Annotated in this window: 16 protein-coding genes and 1 tRNA gene; 3 read left to right on the top strand and 14 right to left on the bottom strand. The window is 65.0% G+C overall.

Annotated features, from left to right (window positions below; all coding sequences use genetic code 11):
• Nucleotides 1-10 precede the first annotated feature (10 nt).
• The 3 genes from iscR to trmJ form a co-directional block, all read right to left on the bottom strand.
• Nucleotides 11-502, bottom strand: coding sequence for a Fe-S cluster assembly transcriptional regulator IscR (gene iscR, locus HMPREF2924_RS02695; RefSeq protein WP_003092836.1), 492 nt, complete (start codon nucleotides 500-502; stop codon nucleotides 11-13).
• Nucleotides 503-646: 144 nt separating this feature from the next.
• A complete protein-coding gene (cysE, locus tag HMPREF2924_RS02690; protein ID WP_003092839.1) occupies nucleotides 647-1423 on the bottom strand; it encodes a serine O-acetyltransferase in 777 nt (258 codons plus the stop codon).
• Nucleotides 1423-2196 (bottom strand): tRNA (cytosine(32)/uridine(32)-2'-O)-methyltransferase TrmJ, encoded by a 774-nt coding sequence (gene trmJ / locus HMPREF2924_RS02685; RefSeq protein WP_003092842.1) that lies wholly within the window; start codon nucleotides 2194-2196, stop codon nucleotides 1423-1425. The genes cysE and trmJ overlap by 1 nt, the downstream gene beginning before the upstream one ends.
• Nucleotides 2197-2347: 151 nt before the next feature.
• On the opposite strand from trmJ, the gene suhB reads away from it, so the two are divergent.
• Entirely contained in the window at nucleotides 2348-3163 is an 816-nt protein-coding gene (suhB, locus tag HMPREF2924_RS02680; RefSeq protein ID WP_003092845.1) for a type III secretion system regulator SuhB, read from the top strand.
• Nucleotides 3164-3267: 104 nt separating this feature from the next.
• Here suhB and HMPREF2924_RS02675 read toward each other — a convergent pair whose 3' ends face one another.
• The 6 genes from HMPREF2924_RS02675 to queA all read right to left on the bottom strand — a co-directional run bounded on the left by HMPREF2924_RS02675 (nucleotide 3268) and on the right by queA (nucleotide 9409).
• Nucleotides 3268-3816 (bottom strand): glycine zipper 2TM domain-containing protein, encoded by a 549-nt coding sequence (locus tag HMPREF2924_RS02675; protein WP_003092848.1) that lies wholly within the window; start codon nucleotides 3814-3816, stop codon nucleotides 3268-3270.
• A gap of 183 nt (nucleotides 3817-3999) precedes the next feature.
• Nucleotides 4000-4920 (bottom strand): protein translocase subunit SecF, encoded by a 921-nt coding sequence (gene secF, locus HMPREF2924_RS02670; protein ID WP_003092852.1) that lies wholly within the window; start codon nucleotides 4918-4920, stop codon nucleotides 4000-4002.
• A gap of 10 nt (nucleotides 4921-4930) precedes the next feature.
• Complete coding sequence (gene secD, locus HMPREF2924_RS02665; RefSeq protein ID WP_003092854.1) at nucleotides 4931-6793, bottom strand: protein translocase subunit SecD; 1863 nt, start codon at nucleotides 6791-6793, stop codon at nucleotides 4931-4933.
• A gap of 59 nt (nucleotides 6794-6852) precedes the next feature.
• Nucleotides 6853-7191, bottom strand: a complete 339-nt coding sequence (yajC, locus tag HMPREF2924_RS02660; protein ID WP_003092856.1) for a preprotein translocase subunit YajC — start codon at nucleotides 7189-7191, stop codon at nucleotides 6853-6855.
• 43 nt (nucleotides 7192-7234) lie between these two features.
• On the bottom strand, nucleotides 7235-8353 hold the full coding sequence (gene tgt / locus HMPREF2924_RS02655; RefSeq protein ID WP_003100607.1) for a tRNA guanosine(34) transglycosylase Tgt: 1119 nt from the start codon (nucleotides 8351-8353) through the stop codon (nucleotides 7235-7237).
• 12 nt (nucleotides 8354-8365) lie between these two features.
• Complete coding sequence (queA, locus tag HMPREF2924_RS02650) at nucleotides 8366-9409, bottom strand: tRNA preQ1(34) S-adenosylmethionine ribosyltransferase-isomerase QueA (RefSeq protein ID WP_003129773.1); 1044 nt, start codon at nucleotides 9407-9409, stop codon at nucleotides 8366-8368.
• A gap of 102 nt (nucleotides 9410-9511) precedes the next feature.
• Between queA and HMPREF2924_RS02645 the strand changes: the two genes are divergently transcribed.
• Nucleotides 9512-9598 (top strand) — tRNA-Leu (locus HMPREF2924_RS02645).
• 325 nt (nucleotides 9599-9923) lie between these two features.
• On the opposite strand, the gene HMPREF2924_RS02640 is transcribed toward HMPREF2924_RS02645, so the two are convergent.
• On the bottom strand, nucleotides 9924-11504 hold the full coding sequence (locus tag HMPREF2924_RS02640) for an EAL domain-containing protein (protein WP_003092861.1): 1581 nt from the start codon (nucleotides 11502-11504) through the stop codon (nucleotides 9924-9926).
• Between the two features lie 129 nt (nucleotides 11505-11633).
• On the opposite strand from HMPREF2924_RS02640, the gene HMPREF2924_RS02635 reads away from it, so the two are divergent.
• A complete protein-coding gene (locus tag HMPREF2924_RS02635) occupies nucleotides 11634-12131 on the top strand; it encodes an RDD family protein (RefSeq protein ID WP_003092862.1) in 498 nt (165 codons plus the stop codon).
• Between the two features lie 131 nt (nucleotides 12132-12262).
• Here the strand turns inward: HMPREF2924_RS02635 and lptG are convergent, their stop codons facing one another.
• From lptG to HMPREF2924_RS02615, 4 genes are all read right to left on the bottom strand, one after another.
• A complete protein-coding gene (gene lptG / locus HMPREF2924_RS02630; RefSeq protein WP_003092863.1) occupies nucleotides 12263-13330 on the bottom strand; it encodes an LPS export ABC transporter permease LptG in 1068 nt (355 codons plus the stop codon).
• Nucleotides 13323-14441, bottom strand: coding sequence for an LPS export ABC transporter permease LptF (gene lptF / locus HMPREF2924_RS02625; RefSeq protein ID WP_003092864.1), 1119 nt, complete (start codon nucleotides 14439-14441; stop codon nucleotides 13323-13325). The genes lptG and lptF overlap by 8 nt, the downstream gene beginning before the upstream one ends.
• A gap of 191 nt (nucleotides 14442-14632) precedes the next feature.
• A complete protein-coding gene (locus tag HMPREF2924_RS02620; protein WP_003129598.1) occupies nucleotides 14633-15556 on the bottom strand; it encodes an alpha/beta hydrolase in 924 nt (307 codons plus the stop codon).
• Between the two features lie 83 nt (nucleotides 15557-15639).
• Nucleotides 15640-16452, bottom strand: a complete 813-nt coding sequence (locus HMPREF2924_RS02615) for an AraC family transcriptional regulator (RefSeq protein WP_003129596.1) — start codon at nucleotides 16450-16452, stop codon at nucleotides 15640-15642.
• Nucleotides 16453-16551 lie beyond the last annotated feature (99 nt).

Below are 16551 nucleotides of genomic sequence, written 5' to 3'. Positions count from 1 at the left end.
GGCGCCCTGCTCAGTCGATGGCGGACGCTTCAATCTTGTCGAGACGAGGCGTCTTGCCTGAGCAACGGCGTTCGTCCTGGCGCAGCGCGACCTCCTGGACCTCCTGGCGGCTGACCAGATCGGCCAGGCTGATGCCGCTGAGGAACTCATGGATCTGCAAACTGAGGTCGCACCACAGGTGGTGGGTCAGACAGGTATCGCCGGAGTGGCAATCGCCCTGCCCCTGGCAGCGGGTCGCGTCGACGGATTCGTTGACCGCGTCGATCACCTGCGCCACATGGATGCCCGACATATGGCGGGACAGCTGGTAGCCGCCGCCCGGGCCGCGCACGCTGGTCACCAGGTTGCCACGGCGCAACTTGGCGAACAGCTGTTCGAGATAGGACAGGGAAATGCCTTGGCGTTCGGAGATATCGGCCAGCGAGACCGGACCTTGCTGAGCATGCAGCGCCAGGTCGAGCATGGCGGTTACGGCGTAGCGGCCTTTGGTGGTCAGACGCATGGGCTTTTCCCATCGGGATCATTCGGGGTTGACGCGGATTATGCTCTTATCCGAGTAATTAGGTCAACTATAAGACCGATCAAATTACTCAGGATTAGGCAAATTCAGGGCGCTACATGCTAGCAGAAAGCCGCCGGCCGCGCATTACGCGGCCGGATTGCCATCCTCGTCCTTGACCCCGGCGAAATCCTCCTCGCGCAATACCGGCAGATCCTTCGCGCAGTAGTCGCTCCCCAGGGCGGTGAGCGCCTGGCACATGCCCTCGAGCCGGCCGTCGACGGCCTGCAGGTGATCGAGCAACTGACCAATGGCACGCGCCACCGGGTCCGGCATGTCCTGGCTGACTCCGTAGGCATCGAAGCCGAGTTTCTCCGCCATCGCCTGGCGCTTGGCCTGCTGCTCGGTATCCTCGCGCATGATGATCCGCCCGGGAATGCCGACCACGGTGGCACCCGGCGGGACTTCCTTGGTCACCACGGCATTGGAGCCGACCTTGGCGCCCTCGCCGACGGTGAACGGGCCGAGCACCTTGGCACCGGCACCGACCACCACGTTGTTGCCGAGGGTGGGGTGGCGCTTGCCCTTGTTCCAGGTGGTACCGCCCAGGGTGACGCCCTGGTAGAGGGTGACGTCGTCGCCGATCTCGGCGGTTTCGCCGATGACGATGCCCATGCCGTGGTCGATGAAGAAGCGCCGGCCGATCCTGGCCCCCGGGTGGATCTCGATGCCGGTCATCCAGCGGCCGAAATTGGACACCAGGCGCGCCAGCCACTTCCAGCCGGACGTCCACAAGCCGTGGGCCAGCCGATGCAGCCAGACGGCGTGCAGGCCCGGATAACAGGTGAGGACCTCGAGTGCGTTGCGAGCCGCCGGATCACGGTGGAATACGCTTTGGATATCTTCACGCACACGTTCGAACATCAGTCGTCACTCCGCTTGTAGGACAGGCCTCGGGCCACCTTCTGGGTTTCGGTCAGGATCCCGCGCAGGATATTCATTTCCAGCTTGCTGATCGCGCTGCGCCCATACAGGCGCCGCAACCGCGACATCAGGTGGCGCGGCTTCTCCGGATCGAGGAAGCCGATATCGATCAGCGTCCTCTCCAGATGCGCGTAATAGAGTTCCAGCTCGTCGGCCGTCACCAGCTCGGTGTTGAGCATCGAGGTGGACTCGAACTTTTCCATCTTGGTCGGCTTGCCCTGGGCCGCCAGCCACGCCATGCGCACCTCGTAGGTGAGCACCTGGACCGCGGCCGCCAGGTTCAGCGAGCCGAACTCGGGATCGGAGGGGATATGCACATGGAACTGGCAGCGCTGCAATTCTTCGTTGGTCAAACCCGCATATTCACGCCCGAATACCAGGGCCACCTCGCCATTCGCCTCCAGGTGCTCCAGGCAGGTCGTCGCGCACTCGCGCGGATCCAGCAGCGGCCAGGGAATCCGCCGGTCGCGGGCGCTGGTGCCGAGCACCACGCTGCAGCCGCTCAGGGCCTCTTCCAGGGTGTCCACCACCCTTGCGGCGTCGAGGATGTCGGTGGCGCCGGAAGCCCGCGCCACCGCGTCGCCGTGGGGAAAGCTTTCCGGCTGCACCAGCACCAGTTGCGACAGGCCCATGTTCTTCATGGCACGGGCCGCCCCGCCGATGTTGCCGGGATGACTGGTGTTGACCAACACCACACGAATACGGTCGAGCAACGCCGATGCTCTCCAACGCCAAGTTACTGAAGGGTGTGAAATCCTACAGCAGAGGTCAGCTTTATACCATGCGGCCGACAGGTCGCCCTTCAAACGCCATCGGTTTCTGCTAGAATGGCCGGCTTTCTTTAACGACCCAGGTGACCTCTCCATGCAGCCTATGCTGAATATCGCCCTGCGCGCCGCTCGCAGCGCCGGCGAACTGATTTTCCGCTCCATCGAACGCCTGGATGTCATCTCGGTCAACGAGAAGGATGCCAAGGACTACGTGACCGAAGTCGATCGCGCCGCCGAGCAGACCATCGTCGCCGCGCTGCGCAAGGCCTATCCGACTCACGCGATCATGGGCGAGGAAGGCGGCTTCATCGAAGGCAGCGGCGAGGGCGCCGATTACCTCTGGGTGATCGATCCGCTGGACGGCACCACCAACTTCATCCATGGCGTACCGCACTTCGCCGTGAGCATCGCCTGCAAGTACAAGGGCCGCCTGGAGCACGCCGTGGTCCTCGACCCGGTACGCCAGGAAGAATTCACCGCCAGCCGCGGTCGCGGCGCCGCCCTCAACGGTCGCCGCCTGCGCGTCAGCGGCCGCAAGAGCCTGGAAGGCGCCCTGCTCGGCACCGGGTTCCCGTTCCGCGACAACCAGATCGACAATCTCGACAACTACCTGAACATGTTCCGCAGCCTGGTCGGCCAGACCGCCGGCATCCGCCGCGCCGGCGCCGCCAGCCTGGACCTGGCCTACGTCGCCGCCGGACGCTACGACGCCTTCTGGGAATTCGGCCTGTCCGAATGGGACATGGCGGCAGGCGCCCTGCTGGTACAGGAAGCCGGCGGCCTGGTGAGCGACTTCACCGGCAGCCACGAATTCCTCGAGAAGGGTCACATCGTCGCCGGCAACACCAAATGCTTCAAGGCACTGCTGACCACCATCCAGCCGCACCTGCCGCCGTCGCTGAAGCGCTGATCCGCCGCTGACGAAGAACCCGGCCTGGCGCCGGGTTTTTCATCTCCATGAAAATGCACAAGGGCGCCCGCGGGCGCCCTTGTGCATCATTGCGACAGTCAGGCTCAGCGCAGCGTTTCGCCCTGGCTGAGGATCAGCCGGCCATTCTTGTCGACCGGGATCTGGCTGCCCGGATCGCGCTCCATGCGGATCTGCCCGGCCTTGCCGTCGAGCATGTACTTCACGTCATAGCCGACGACCTTCTCGCTGCTGTCGTGCACGGTGCTGCAGCGGGTTTCGGTGGTGGTGTAGGTGTCACGCTCCTGCATGCCTTCCTGCACCTTGTTGCCGGCGTAGCCGCCGCCGACGGCGCCGGCCACGGTGGCGATCTTCTTGCCGGTACCGCCGCCGATCTGGTTGCCCAGCAAGCCGCCGACCACCGCACCGATGGCGGTACCGGCGATCTGGTGCTGGTCCTTGACCGGACGCTGACGGGTCACGGCCACGTCCTTGCAGACCTGGCGCGGCGTCTTGATGGTTTCCTTGACCGGCTGGACAGCGACGACCTCGGCGTAGTCGGGACCGCGATCCACCAGGCTATAGGTGGCTACCGCGCCACCTGCGGTCACGCCTACGGCACCCAGAACGGCCCCGACGAGCATCGACTTGTTCACATGTACCTCCTGGCTTTCATCCAATGCGGGCTATGTTCGCCCTTTGCCTTGCCTAGGACTGGGCAAAAACCACCAAGTTCCAGGCTCCCGACAAACGTTTCGTTGGCGCAGATACGAAAACTCCCGCCAAAAGCGGGAGTCCTCGAGTGACCGGCAGGCGCCGAAGTGCCGAACCAGAGCGCCTCAGGGGCGATCGTCGACGGTGTCCTTGGCCTGCGGCGGGATCAGGTCCTCGCTGGTCAGGTTCAGCCAGATCAAGACCACGTTGGCGATGTAGATCGACGAGTAGGTACCCGCCATTACACCGACGAACAAGGCGATGGAGAAACCGAACAGGTTGTCGCCGCCGAAGAACAGCAACGCGGCGATGGCCAGCAGCGTGGAGACCGAGGTGGCGATGGTGCGCAACAGGGTCTGGCTGGTGGAGATGTTCAGGTTCTCGATCAGACTGGCCTTGCGCAGCACGCGGAAGTTCTCGCGCACCCGGTCGAAGATCACGATGGTGTCGTTCAGCGAGTAACCGACTACCGCCAGCACCGCGGCGAGGACGGTCAGGTCGAAGGTCACCTGGAAGAACGACAGCACGCCCATCACGATGATCGCATCGTGCACCAGCGAGAGGATCGCCCCGAGGGCGAACTTCCACTGGAAGCGGAAGCCGACGTACAGCAGGATGCCGCCCAGCGCCAGGAGCATGCCGAGGCCGCCCTGGTCGCGCAGCTCTTCACCCACCTGCGGGCCGACGTACTCGACCCGCTTCAGGTTCGCCGGGTTGCCGGTATCGGCCTGCTGCAAGGCGGTAGCGACCTTCTTGCCCAGTTCCGGGTCCTCGCTGGGCATCCGCACCAGCACGTCGCGGGCGTCGCCGAAGCTCTGCACCACGGCGTCCTCGTAGCCGGCGCCGACCAGTTGACCACGCACCTTGCCGAGATCGGCCGGTTGTTCGTAGGTCAGCTCGATCAGCGTACCGCCGGTGAAGTCGAGGCCGAAGTTGATGCCCTTGGTGAACCAGCTGCCCAGGGCGATGACGGTCAGGATCAGGGTGACGGCAAACGCGATGTTGCGGATGCCCATGAAGTTGATGGTACCGATCTTGATATTCATCTCAGCCCCCTTAGATCCACAGCTTCTTGAAGTCACGCCCGCCGAAGATCAGGTTGACCATTGCGCGGGTGACCATGATGGCCGTGAACATCGAGGTGATGATGCCGAGCGACATGGTCACGGCAAATCCTTTCACCGGGCCGGTGCCCATGGCGTAGAGGATGCCGCCGACCAGCAGCGAGGTCAGGTTGGCGTCGAGGATCGCGGTGAAGGCACGGTTGAAGCCTTCGTGGATCGCCCTCTGGACCGACATGCCATTGGCCAGCTCCTCGCGTATCCGCGAGAAGATCAGCACGTTGGCGTCCACCGCCATGCCCATGGTCAGCACGATACCGGCGATGCCCGGCAGGGTCAGGGTCGCGCCGAGGATCGACATCAGCGCTACCAGCATGACCATGTTGAAGGCCAGCGCAACGGTGGCGATCACGCCGAAGAAACGGTAGATGACGATGATGAACAGCGATACGAAGAGCATGCCCCAGAGCGACGCATCGACACCCTTGGCGATGTTGTCCGCCCCCAGGCTCGGGCCGATGGTGCGTTCTTCGGCGAAGTACATCGGTGCAGCCAGGCCGCCGGCACGCAGCAGCAGGGCCAGTTCGGAGGACTCGCCCGGGCCATCGAGGCCGGTGATGCGGAACTGGTTGCCCAGCGGCGACTGGATGGTCGCCAGACTGATGATCTGCTTCTCTTCCTTGAACGCCGGAACCGCGACCTCCTTCTCGACGCCATCGACCATCTGCTTGGTGTAGCGGGTCACCGGCTTCTGCTCGATGAACACCACCGCCATGCTGCGGCCGACGTTGTTGCGGGTGGCGCGGTTCATCAGCTCGCCGCCATGGCCATCCAGGCGGATGTTCACCTGCGGGCGGCCGTTCTCGTCGAAACTGGCGCTGGCGTCGGTGACCTGGTCGCCGGTGATGATCACCCCGCGCTCCAGCGGCACCGGCGGACGGCGCGGCTCGCGGAACTCGAAGGTCTCGGTGGCGGACTTCAGGGCGTCCGGCTCGGCGGCCAGGCGGAATTCGAGGTTGGCGGTCTTGCCGAGGATCCGCTTGGCTTCCGCGGTGTCCTGCACGCCCGGCAGCTCGACCACGATGCGATTGGCGCCCTGGCGCTGCACCAGCGGCTCGGATACGCCCAGCTCGTTGACCCGGTTGCGGACGGTGGTGAGGTTCTGCTTGATGGAGTACTCGCGGATTTCCGCCAGTTTGGCCTGGGTCAGGGCGACACGCAGGACCTGCAGGCCGTTGCGCTCTTCGGGCACGACCTCGAAATCGCGGAAGTCCTTGGCGATCAGGCTGCGCGCCTTGTCCAGGGATTCGCTGTCGGTGAAGCCGAGCTGGATCGCGCGATCCTGGATCGGCAGGCTGCGGTAGCGCACGCGCTCCTTGCGCAGCAGGCTCTTCACTTCGCTTTCATAGACCTTCAGGCGGGCATCGACCGCCTTGTCCATGTCCACTTCCAGCAGGAAGTGCACGCCGCCGGACAGGTCCAGGCCGAGCTTCATCGGGCTGCCGCCCAGCTTGCGCAGCCACTCGGGAGTGGTCTGGGCCAGGTTCAGCGCCACCACGTAGTCGTCGCCCAGGGTCCGGCGCACCACTTCCTTGGCGGGAAGCTGGTCGTCCTGCTTGACCAGGCGGATCAGGCCGCCCTTCTTCGACAGGCTGTCGGCCTTCACCGCGATACCGGCGTCGGTCAGCGCCTTGGCAGCGCGGTCGACATCGGCCTGGGTGACCTGCAGCGCCGTGCTGGCGCCGCTGATCTGCACCGCCGGGTCGTCCGGGTAGAGGTTGGGTGCGGAATAGATGAACCCGACGGCGAGGACCGCCAGGATCAGCAGATATTTCCACAGAGGATACTTGTTGAGCATGACACCGCCCGTTATGACGCGGGGCGCCTTGCGCGCCCCGTCATGTGTTTAGGTGAAAATCAGATCGCTTTCAGGGTGCCTTTCGGCAGGGTCGCGGCAATCGCGGCCTTCTGGAACTTCAGCTCGACGTTGTCGGAAACCTCGACCACGACGAAATCGTCGGCGACCTTGGTCACCTTGCCGGCGATACCGCCGGAAGTGACGACTTCGTCACCTTTCTGCAGGTTGCCCAGCAGGTTCTTGTGTTCCTTGGCGCGCTTGGCCTGGGGACGCCAGATCATCAGGTAGAAGATGACCAGGAAGCCGACCAGGAAGACCCACTCGAAACCGGTGCCGGCCGGGCCAGCGGCTGCCGGAGCGGCTGCGTCGGCGTAGGCAGCGGGAATTAGAAAGCTCATGTAGCACTCCTGTCACAAAGCAATAGAGTTGGATAAAGGAAAGTCAGGCATCCAGCGGCGGCGTGGGAAGGCCGCGCTTGGCATAGAAGGCATCGACAAAGGCGGCCAATGTACCCTGTTGGATTGCCTCGCGCAAACCAGCCATAACCCGCTGATAATGCCGCAAGTTGTGGATGGTATTGAGCATGCTACCGAGCATTTCCCCGCACTTGTCCAAGTGGTGCAGATAGGCGCGGGAAAAATGTTTGCAGGTGTAACAGTCGCAGGTCGGGTCGAGCGTGGAGTCGTCGTGCTTGTGTACCGAGTTGCGGATCTTGATCACCCCGCTGTCGACGAACAGGTGGCCGTTGCGCGCATTGCGCGTCGGCATCACGCAGTCGAACATGTCCACGCCGCGGCGCACGCCTTCCACCAGGTCTTCCGGCTTGCCCACGCCCATCAGGTAGCGCGGCTTGTCGGCCGGCATCTGCGGCGGCAGGAAATCGAGCACGCGGATCATCTCTTCCTTCGGCTCGCCCACCGACAGGCCGCCGATGGCCAGGCCGTCGAAGCCGATCTCCTGCAGGCCATCCAGCGAGCGCAGGCGCAGGTCCTCGTGCATACCGCCCTGGACGATGCCGAACAGCGCCGACGGGCTATCGCCATGGGCGATCTTCGAGCGCTTGGCCCAGCGCAGCGACAGCTCCATGGAGCGCTTGGCGACGTCATGGTCGGCCGGGTACGGCGTGCACTCGTCGAAGATCATCACGATGTCCGAGCCCAGGGCGCGTTGCACCGCCATGGACTCCTCCGGCCCCATGAAGACCTTGGCGCCGTCCACCGGCGAGGCGAAGGTCACGCCCTCCTCCTTGATCTTGCGCATGGCTCCCAGACTGAACACCTGGAAACCGCCGGAATCGGTGAGGATCGGGCCTTTCCACTGCATGAAGTCGTGCAGGTCGCCGTGGCGCTGGATCACCTCGGTGCCCGGGCGCAACCAGAGATGGAAGGTGTTGCCGAGGATGATCTGCGCGCCGATGTCCTCGATGTCGCGCGGCAACATGCCCTTCACCGTGCCGTAGGTGCCCACCGGCATGAAGGCCGGGGTCTCGACCACGCCGCGGGGGAAGGTCAGGCGGCCGCGACGGGCCTTGCCGTCGGTCGCCAGCAGCTCGAAGTTCATGAAGCTCATGGATCAGTCCTCGGGTCCGCGGGGCGCGGGATTGCGGGTGATGAACATGGCATCACCGTAACTGAAGAAGCGATAGCCCTGCGCCACCGCCGCGGCGTAGGCGGCCATGGTCTCCGGGTAGCCGGCGAAGGCCGAGACCAGCATCAGCAGGGTGGATTCGGGCAGGTGGAAGTTGGTGACCAGGGCATCGACCACATGGAACGGCCGGCCCGGGTAGATGAAGATGTCGGTGTCGCCGCTGAAGGGCTTCAGCTCACCGTCGCGTGCCGCGCTTTCCAGCGAGCGCACGCTGGTGGTGCCGACGGCGACTACCCGGCCCCCGCGAGCCCGGCAGGCGGAAACCGCGTCCACCACGTCCTGGCCGACCTCCAGCCATTCGCGGTGCATCACATGGTCCTCGATGCGCTCGACACGCACCGGCTGGAAGGTACCGGCGCCGACATGCAGGGTAACGAAGGCGGTATCCACCCCCTTCGCGCGGATCGCCTCGAGCAGCGCCTCGTCGAAGTGCAGGCCGGCGGTCGGGGCCGCCACCGCACCGGCGCGCTGGGCGTAGACGGTCTGGTAGCGCTCGCGGTCGGCCGCATCGTCCGGTCGGTCGATATAGGGAGGCAACGGCATGTGCCCGACCCGCTCCAGCAAAGGCAGCACAGGCTCGGCGAAAGCGAGTTCGAACAGGGCGTCGTGGCGTTGCAGCATCTCCGCGCTGCCACCGCCTTCGACGAGGATCCGCATACCGGGCTTGGGCGCCTTGCTGGCGCGTATGTGGGCAAGCACCCGGTCCTGGTCGAGCACGCGCTCGACCAGGACTTCCAGCTTGCCACCGGACTCCTTCTGGCCGAACAGGCGCGCCGGGATCACCCGGGTATTGTTGAACACCATCAGGTCGCCCGGACGCAGGTAGTCCAGGAGATCGGCGAATTGTCTGTGGGCGAGGGTTCCCGTCGGGCCATCCAGCGCCAACAGGCGGCTTGCGCGGCGTTCAGGCAGGGGATGACGGGCGATCAGGGCCTCGGGCAAGTCGAAATGAAAATCGGCGACACGCATGGGGAGACTCTCGAAAGGCCGCGTAGCTTACCGGAAATGTGTTTTCCCCGCCACGAACCCGATTGACCAACGGTAGGCGCCTCCCTATACTGCGCCGCCATTGCCTCGGTGGCGGAATCGGTAGACGCGGCGGATTCAAAATCCGTTTCTGGCGACAGAGTGAGAGTTCGAGTCTCTCCCGAGGCACCATCCTGACTTCCCAAGCGTTTCCAGGGGGAGCACAGGACAGCAGAGAAACCGGCCTTCGCGCCGGTTTTTTGTTGTCCGCGATCTGGCTGATCCGGCCTGCAAATAAAAAAAGGCAGCGCTGGAGTCGAGACGCTGCCTTTTACCCGAGCTGCTGTCTTCCCAGCTCGGCAAAAAAAATCTACCACAGCCGACGCCAAAAAGAAGCCCCGCGGATGCGGGCTTCTTGTCGCGCCAGGGGCGGTTTGTACCTGTTCGGTCTGCGGGTCTTTTGCTCATCCGTGACGAATAAGCTGGCAGCTCGCCCCTGGCGCGGGACTTTCAGCCGCTAGCCTCGGTCCGCCGGCAGTGCGACGACGGAAGCCCCCTGCCCTTCCTGCACAGTCAGACTGGAAAGCAGACTCTCCAGCGGCATCGGCCGGCCGATCAGGTAGCCCTGCAGGTAATCCACCCCGCGGGCGGCCAGGTAGTCACGCTGCTCGGGAGTCTCCACGCCTTCGGCGACGATATCCAGGTCGAGCTTGGCGGACAGCTCGACGATGCTGTCGAGAATATGCCCGGAAAGAGTATCGATGCCGATGCGGGCGACGAAGCTCTGGTCGATCTTCAGGCAGTCCACCTGGAACTTGCGCAGGTAGGCCAGGCTGGAATGTCCAGTGCCGAAATCGTCGATGGCGATCTTCACTCCCAGGGCATGCAATTCGTCGAACAGGCGGTCGGTGACTTCGCTCGACTCGATCAGCTCGCGCTCGGTCAGTTCCAGGACCAGGGTGATGTGCCCGGGCGGAAACGCCGCCAACAGCTCGCGACAGTCGTCCACCAAGGCCAGTTCGTGGCAATGGGTGGCACTGATGTTGAAACCGATGTGGAAGCCTGGCTCCAGCTTCCCGGCATGCCCGCCCAGGTCTTCCGCGACCTGGCGCATCAGCGCGCGCGTCATCGGTACGATCAATCCCGAGCGCTCGGCGAAAGGTATGAACAGGTCGGGCCGGATCAGTCCCTCGCGCGGATGACGCCAGCGCATGAGCACCTCGACGCCTATCCAGCGTCCGCCCTGGCCGGGACTCAGCGGCTGGTAGTAGGGAATGAACTCGTTGGCCTCCAGGGCCCGGCGCAGTTCGCTGCTGGGCGAGGCGACCCGCCTGGATAGCCAGTAGCACAGAGTGCCGGCCAGCAGTCCGAAGAACAGTAGCAGGCCGAACATCGCCGGGTTCTGCGAGCGGATCGATCGCCATTCCTCGCCCTCGGGGAAGCCCGACAGCACCCGCAACGGATAACGCTGCGAAGCGAGCGATACGGCGGCGACCTCATAGGTGGGCGGCGCGTCGCGGTGGGTGCGGCCCTCGGCATCCAGCCAATTGGGACCGACCACCAGCACCTGTCGGCTACGTCGGTCGACGAGGTCCAGCACGTAGCTCAAGTAGCGCCCGTCGATCGCCGCCAATACCCCGCGCTTGCCGTCGGAGTCCCGCAGGACCAGCAGCGCGGCGTCCGGCGTGACCTGGTTACCGGGCATCAGCAAGAGGCGTCCGTCGACATAGTTCTCGATCCGCACCGGCTCGTCGAAGCCGCCGAACAACGACGTGCAATAGATCGTATTGTCGCGCGTCAAATTGACCGAGCGTACGAACGGCATGATCGCCACTTGCTCGCGCAGCGCCAGTTCGGCCTCGGGACAGGGGCGCCCCGCCACCGGCATGACCTTGCGCGCCGCCAGCGCAGCGTTGTCGAGCATCCGTTCGAACTGCCGCACCGCATTCCCGGCTGCCTGCTCGGACGTCTCCTGGAGGCTTCGCTCGGCCTGCCAGTAGAGGATGAGCAGCCCCAGGACGATCGGCATCACCCCGACCAGCACGGACAACGACAGCCGGAGCGCCTTTCTCCTGGCTCGCTTCACCGGAATCGGCATAGAAAAGACTCGTAATGATTGGGGTCTGCGCAAAGACTAGAACAGCCGGGGAAAAGCGTTGCCCGGATGGGCGGCGCAAGCTGCGGATGGACGTATAATCCCCGGCTTTGCCCCGCACGGAACACGCCGATGCCGAAACACATGCTTTCTCCCCAGGGCGACTATGCCCCTGCCGGTCTGGTCCGCCGCCTGGCGGCGATGTTCTATGACTTCCTGCTCTGCGTGGCGCTGATGATGGTGGTCACCCTGGTCTACCAGCAAGGCATCCTTCGACTGATCTACGGCAGCGAGCATCTGCGCGAACTGGCCGACCGCGGCGCGCTGATCGGCGACCCGCTGCTCTCGACCCTGCTGGTGTTCGCCCTGTTCGGCTTCTTCGCCAAATTCTGGACCCACAACGGCCAGACCCTGGGCATGCAGGTCTGGGGACTGCGCGTGCAGAACCGCGACGGCAGCGCCATCAGCCTGCTCCAGGCGCTGCTGCGCTTCATGATCGCCATCGCCTCCTGGCTGTGCCTCGGCCTCGGCTTCCTCTGGATGCTCTGGGACAAGGACAAGCGTACCTGGCACGACCGCTATTCGGAGAGCCAGGTGGTCAGGCTGCCGAAGAACACTCACAAGAAGTGAGCGAAACAGGTCCGCAGAACGCGCTGTTTTGGCCTTTGTCGCGCCGGCGGCCAGGCTCCAGCCCGACGCGACAAGGAAGCACAAAGGCCACCCGTGGGTGGCCTTTTTTCATACCCGGCCTGCCGGGCCTGTCAGCCCGCCCGGCGTAGCAGCCAGACACCCGCCAGTGCGCAGATCGAGGCGGGGATCACCACCGCCAGCAGCGGCGGGAAGTCGAACACCAGGCTGGAGGGACCGAGCAGGTCCTGGGCGATGCGGAAGACGAAGCCCACCAGCACGCCGGTGAAGATCCGCTGGCCCAGGGTCACCGAGCGCAACGGACCGAAGATGAAGGAAATCGCCATCAGCACCAGCGCGGCGGTCACCAGCGGTTGCAGGACCTTGGTCCAGAACGCCAGCCAGTAGCGGTTGTTGTTCAGGCCCTGGTCGGCGAGATAGTGGATGTACTGCCAGAGACCGCTGATAGACAGCGCCTCGGGCTCCATCACCACAGTGTTCAGCAGTTGCGGGCTGAGCTGGGCATCCCAGCGTTCGGTCGGTAGCTTGACCACCTCGGAACGCTTTTCCCTCGGATGCAGCAAGGTGGTGGTGACCTCTTCCAGTTGCCAGTGATCGGTCTCGAAGCGCGCGCGCTTGGCGAAACTGGCCGATTCCAGGCCACGCTGCTCGTCGAAGCGGTAGCGGGTCACGCCGTACAGCACGCCATTGGGCTGCACCGCGTTGATGTGGATGTACTCGCGCCCCTGGCGATGCCACAGACCGCGCTTGGAACTTTGCGAATCGCCGCCGCCCTGGGCCAGGGCGCGGCCGCTCTGGGCGATGTTCTCGGTCCAGGGCGCGACGTACTCGCCAACCAGGATGCCGGCCAGCATCAGCACTAGCATCGGTTTCATCACCGCCCAGACGATCCGTGACAGGGATACCCCGGCCGCGCGCATGATGGTCAGTTCGCTGTTGCTGGCCAGGGTGCCGAGGCCGACCAGGCAGCCGATCAGCGCCGCCATCGGCAACATGTCGTAGGCGCGCCGTGGCGCGGTGAGGAAGATGAAGCGCAGGGCGTCGCCGATGCCGTAGCTGGCGCTGATGTCGTTGAGTTCGTCGATGAAGGCGAACAGCAGCGCCAGGCCGAGGATCACCCCGAGCACCGCGAGGATCGCGACGAAGACGGTGACACCGATGTAACGATCGAGCTTAACCATGCGCCACCTCGCGACCGGCACGGGAGGACGCCAGCTTCAGGCGCAAGGGTTCCCAATAGAACAGAAGAAGACCGATCGCCAGGAATAGTCCGTGGACCCACCACAGGCCGATGGCCATGGGGATCTTGCCTTTGTCCAACTGGCCACGGACAGCGATCAGCAGAGCCAGGTAGCCCATATAAAGGAGGATCGCCGGCAGCAGCTTGAGGAAGCGCCCCTGGCGTGGGTTGACCCGCGACAGCGGCACCGCCAGCAGGGTCACCACGAACACCAGCAGCGGGGTCGACAGACGCCACTGCAATTCGGCCTGGTAGCGTGGGTTGTCGCTGCCGAACAGGTCGGCGGTGGGCACCGCGTCGCGCTCGCTCACCTCGCTGCTGGCCTCGGGCTTGGGCAGCATCACGCCATAGGTGTCGTACTGGATCGCCCGGTAGTTGGCCTGCCCGGGATTACCGTCGTAGCGGTAGCCATTGTGCAGGATCAGGTAACGGCTGCCATCCGCCTGGATGTTCTGGGTGCCCTTCTCCGCCACCAGGATGGAGATGCCGCGTTCCTGGTTGCTGCTGTTGAGGTCCTTCTGCGAGATGAAGATGCCGGCCAGTTCGCCGCGATCCTTCGACAGTTCCTCGGTATAGGTCACCCGGGTACCGTCGCGCATTGCCTGGAAACGGCCCGGGACCAGGGTGTCGAACTCGGTCAGGGTATCCTGCTTGTTCAACAGCAGGGCGAACTGGTTGATGCCCTGGGGCGCCAGGAACAGGCTCAGCCAGGCCACCAGGATCGCCACCAGCAGCGCCGGCGCCATGGTGTAGCCGAGCAGGCGCTTCTGGCTCATGCCGGTCGCCGAGAGCACGGTCATCTCGCTTTCCAGGTAGAGCCGCCCGTAGGCCAGCAGGATGCCGAGGAACAGGCCAAGCGGCAGGATCAACTGCAGGAAGCCGGGAATCCGGAACGCCATGATCAGGAACAGCGAACCGGGGTCGAGCAACCCCTGCGCCGCTTGCGCCAGGTACTTGATGAAACGGCCACTCATGATGATCACCAGCAGCACGGCGCTGACGGCGCTCATGGTGACCAGCACTTCACGGGACAAATAACGGAAAACGATCAATCCGGACACTCCTGGGTTGCCAGGCTCTGACGGGGCCCGTCGGCCCCGTCATCACGCGTTTCCGGCCATGGCGGCATGGCGCGGAGAAAATAGCCGGCATTATCCTGCGATTCGGCGGGCCTGTCACTGCGCAGGCCGAACCAAGAGCCCGATAGACCGTCGAGGCGAACGCTCGTTCAGCGCTTGCCGATTTATTCGACGACCGTCGCTGATTGCTCGCCGCCCTCTCCGAGATGACGGACGAACCAGTCTGCCGCGGCCTGGCTGGTGGCGTCGAAATGCTCGATGTACGGCGTGAAATGGCCGCCGGCGAGCATCAGCAGCCGCTTGGGCGGCAATGCCCGCTGGTAGGCCTCCAGGCAAAGGTCCGTGGGCGTGAGCAGGTCCCGGTCGGCGACGATCATCAGCAGCGGCGTGGGGCTGATCCGCGCCATGTGAATGCCTGGCTCGTTCTCCCGCGCCAGCTCGGCGCTACGCAGGGTCACCCGGTTGCACCAGTTCGGCGCCAGCGCCGCGCTGTCGGTGAAGAACCGGTGGGCGTCCGCGCCGGCCATCGCGCAAGGCTCGTCGGGGCCCGCGGCGACCGCCGGCAACAGCGCCGGCGGCAAGTCCTCGAAGCGCCGCTGGCGGTCCGCGTCGAAGCTTGCCAGCAATGCCGGCAACTGCTCGGCGCGGGTCCGGCGCAACGCCGAGGCATGGCCGCTGACGGTCGGCACCTGCGCCACCACGCATTTCACCCGCCGATCCAGTGCGGCCACTTCCAGCACATGTCCGCCGCTGTAGCTGGTTCCCCAGATGCCGATGCGCCTCGCGTCGACCCGTGCCTGGGCGCCCAACCAGGTGATCGCGTCGCGATAGCCGCGACGCTGCATCACCGGATCGATTTCCTGGCGCGGCTCGCCGTCGCTGTCGCCGAAGTTCGGATGATCGTAGAGGAGCACGACGAAGCCGGCGGCGGCGAATACCTCGGCGTAACGGTCCAGGTACTGCTCCTTCACCCCGGAAAAACCGTGCGTCATGACGATCGCCGGCCGCTCGGCACGCGCCTCCGGCAAATACAGCCAGCCGCGCAGGGCGACACCCTCGGAGCGGAATTCCACGTTCAGTCGTTGCATGCTTGCCTCCCGGGGCGGTCGTCTGGAAACGGGCCCAGCATAGGAATCCTGCCGCGTCGGCGCCGTCCGCCAACGGACGAAGGCTACGCCGAATCGGACAAGGCGAAGTAGCGGCTCGGCGTGCTCCCGGTCAGGCGTCGGAACATGGCACTGAATGCGCTGGGCGTCTGGTAGCCGAGATCCACGGCGATCCGCGCCACCGCTTCGCCAGCCGCCAGGCGTGGCAGGGCGGCGGCCAGGCGCACCTGGTGGCGCCAATGGACGAAGGTCACTCCCAGTTCGGAGAGAAACAGCCGTGCCAGGGTCCGCGAGGACGCCCCCACGTAGCGCGCCCACTCCTCCAGCCCGCGAGGGTCGGCCGGGTTCTCCAGCAGCGCCTGGCAGATTCTTCCCAGGCGTCGGTCCGCGGGGTCGGGCAAGGCCAGGGGCTGTTCCCGCGACCACTCCAGTTCGTCCAGCAGCACCGCCATCAACCGCCCCTCCCGGCCGCGCTCGTCGTACAACAACGGCAGGCCGGCGGCGCGCACGATCAACTCGCGCAACAATGGGCTGACCATCACTCCGCGCGGCACCCGGGGGAATTCCGGCGGGCAGGACTGCGGCCGGACATAGACGGTGTGCAAGCGGACCTCGCCGCGCGCCAGCATCGCGTGCGCCATCCCCGCCGGCATCCATACCGCGCGCTGCGGCGGGACCAGCCATAGTGTGCGACCGACATGCAGTTCGATCACGCCCGACAGGGCATGGATCAACTGCGCCCGCTCGTGCCGATGCTCGGCGACCACGAAACCCGCCGGGAAGGTCTTGGCCATGACCCCGAGCGGCCGGCCGACTCGCTGGTAATCGCGTGGGTCGGTACTCCGGGCGGGATCCGCGACAGGTTTGCTGGCGGGCACGGTGCGACTCCTGCGGAACGAAACGTTCATTATAGGGACGCGGCATGGCCGCGGGTTCCCATGCGTACACAGTCGTGCCAGACACGCCGCAGTTGTGCG

The organism is Pseudomonas sp. HMSC063H08, assembly GCF_001813645.1.
GTDB lineage: Bacteria > Pseudomonadota > Gammaproteobacteria > Pseudomonadales > Pseudomonadaceae > Pseudomonas > Pseudomonas aeruginosa.
The sequence above is the reverse complement of the archived record's forward strand: the minus strand, read 5'-3'. Positions and strand labels throughout refer to the sequence as shown.

Excerpts from the sequence above, each read along its gene's own strand:
- suhB (WP_003092845.1), top strand. The coding sequence starts at position 2,348 with ATGCAGCCTATGCTGAATATCGCCCTGCGCGCCGCTCGCAGCGCCGGC.
- HMPREF2924_RS02635 (WP_003092862.1), top strand. The coding sequence starts at position 11,634 with ATGCCGAAACACATGCTTTCTCCCCAGGGCGACTATGCCCCTGCCGGT.
- secD (WP_003092854.1), bottom strand. The coding sequence starts at position 6,793 with ATGCTCAACAAGTATCCTCTGTGGAAATATCTGCTGATCCTGGCGGTC.
- yajC (WP_003092856.1), bottom strand. The coding sequence starts at position 7,191 with ATGAGCTTTCTAATTCCCGCTGCCTACGCCGACGCAGCCGCTCCGGCA.
- lptG (WP_003092863.1), bottom strand. The coding sequence starts at position 13,330 with ATGGTTAAGCTCGATCGTTACATCGGTGTCACCGTCTTCGTCGCGATC.
- secF (WP_003092852.1), bottom strand. The coding sequence starts at position 4,920 with ATGAATATCAAGATCGGTACCATCAACTTCATGGGCATCCGCAACATC.
- HMPREF2924_RS02640 (WP_003092861.1), bottom strand. The coding sequence starts at position 11,504 with ATGCCGATTCCGGTGAAGCGAGCCAGGAGAAAGGCGCTCCGGCTGTCG.
- HMPREF2924_RS02620 (WP_003129598.1), bottom strand. The coding sequence starts at position 15,556 with ATGCAACGACTGAACGTGGAATTCCGCTCCGAGGGTGTCGCCCTGCGC.
- iscR (WP_003092836.1), bottom strand. The coding sequence starts at position 502 with ATGCGTCTGACCACCAAAGGCCGCTACGCCGTAACCGCCATGCTCGAC.
- tgt (WP_003100607.1), bottom strand. The coding sequence starts at position 8,353 with ATGAACTTCGAGCTGCTGGCGACCGACGGCAAGGCCCGTCGCGGCCGC.
- queA (WP_003129773.1), bottom strand. The coding sequence starts at position 9,409 with ATGCGTGTCGCCGATTTTCATTTCGACTTGCCCGAGGCCCTGATCGCC.
- cysE (WP_003092839.1), bottom strand. The coding sequence starts at position 1,423 with ATGTTCGAACGTGTGCGTGAAGATATCCAAAGCGTATTCCACCGTGAT.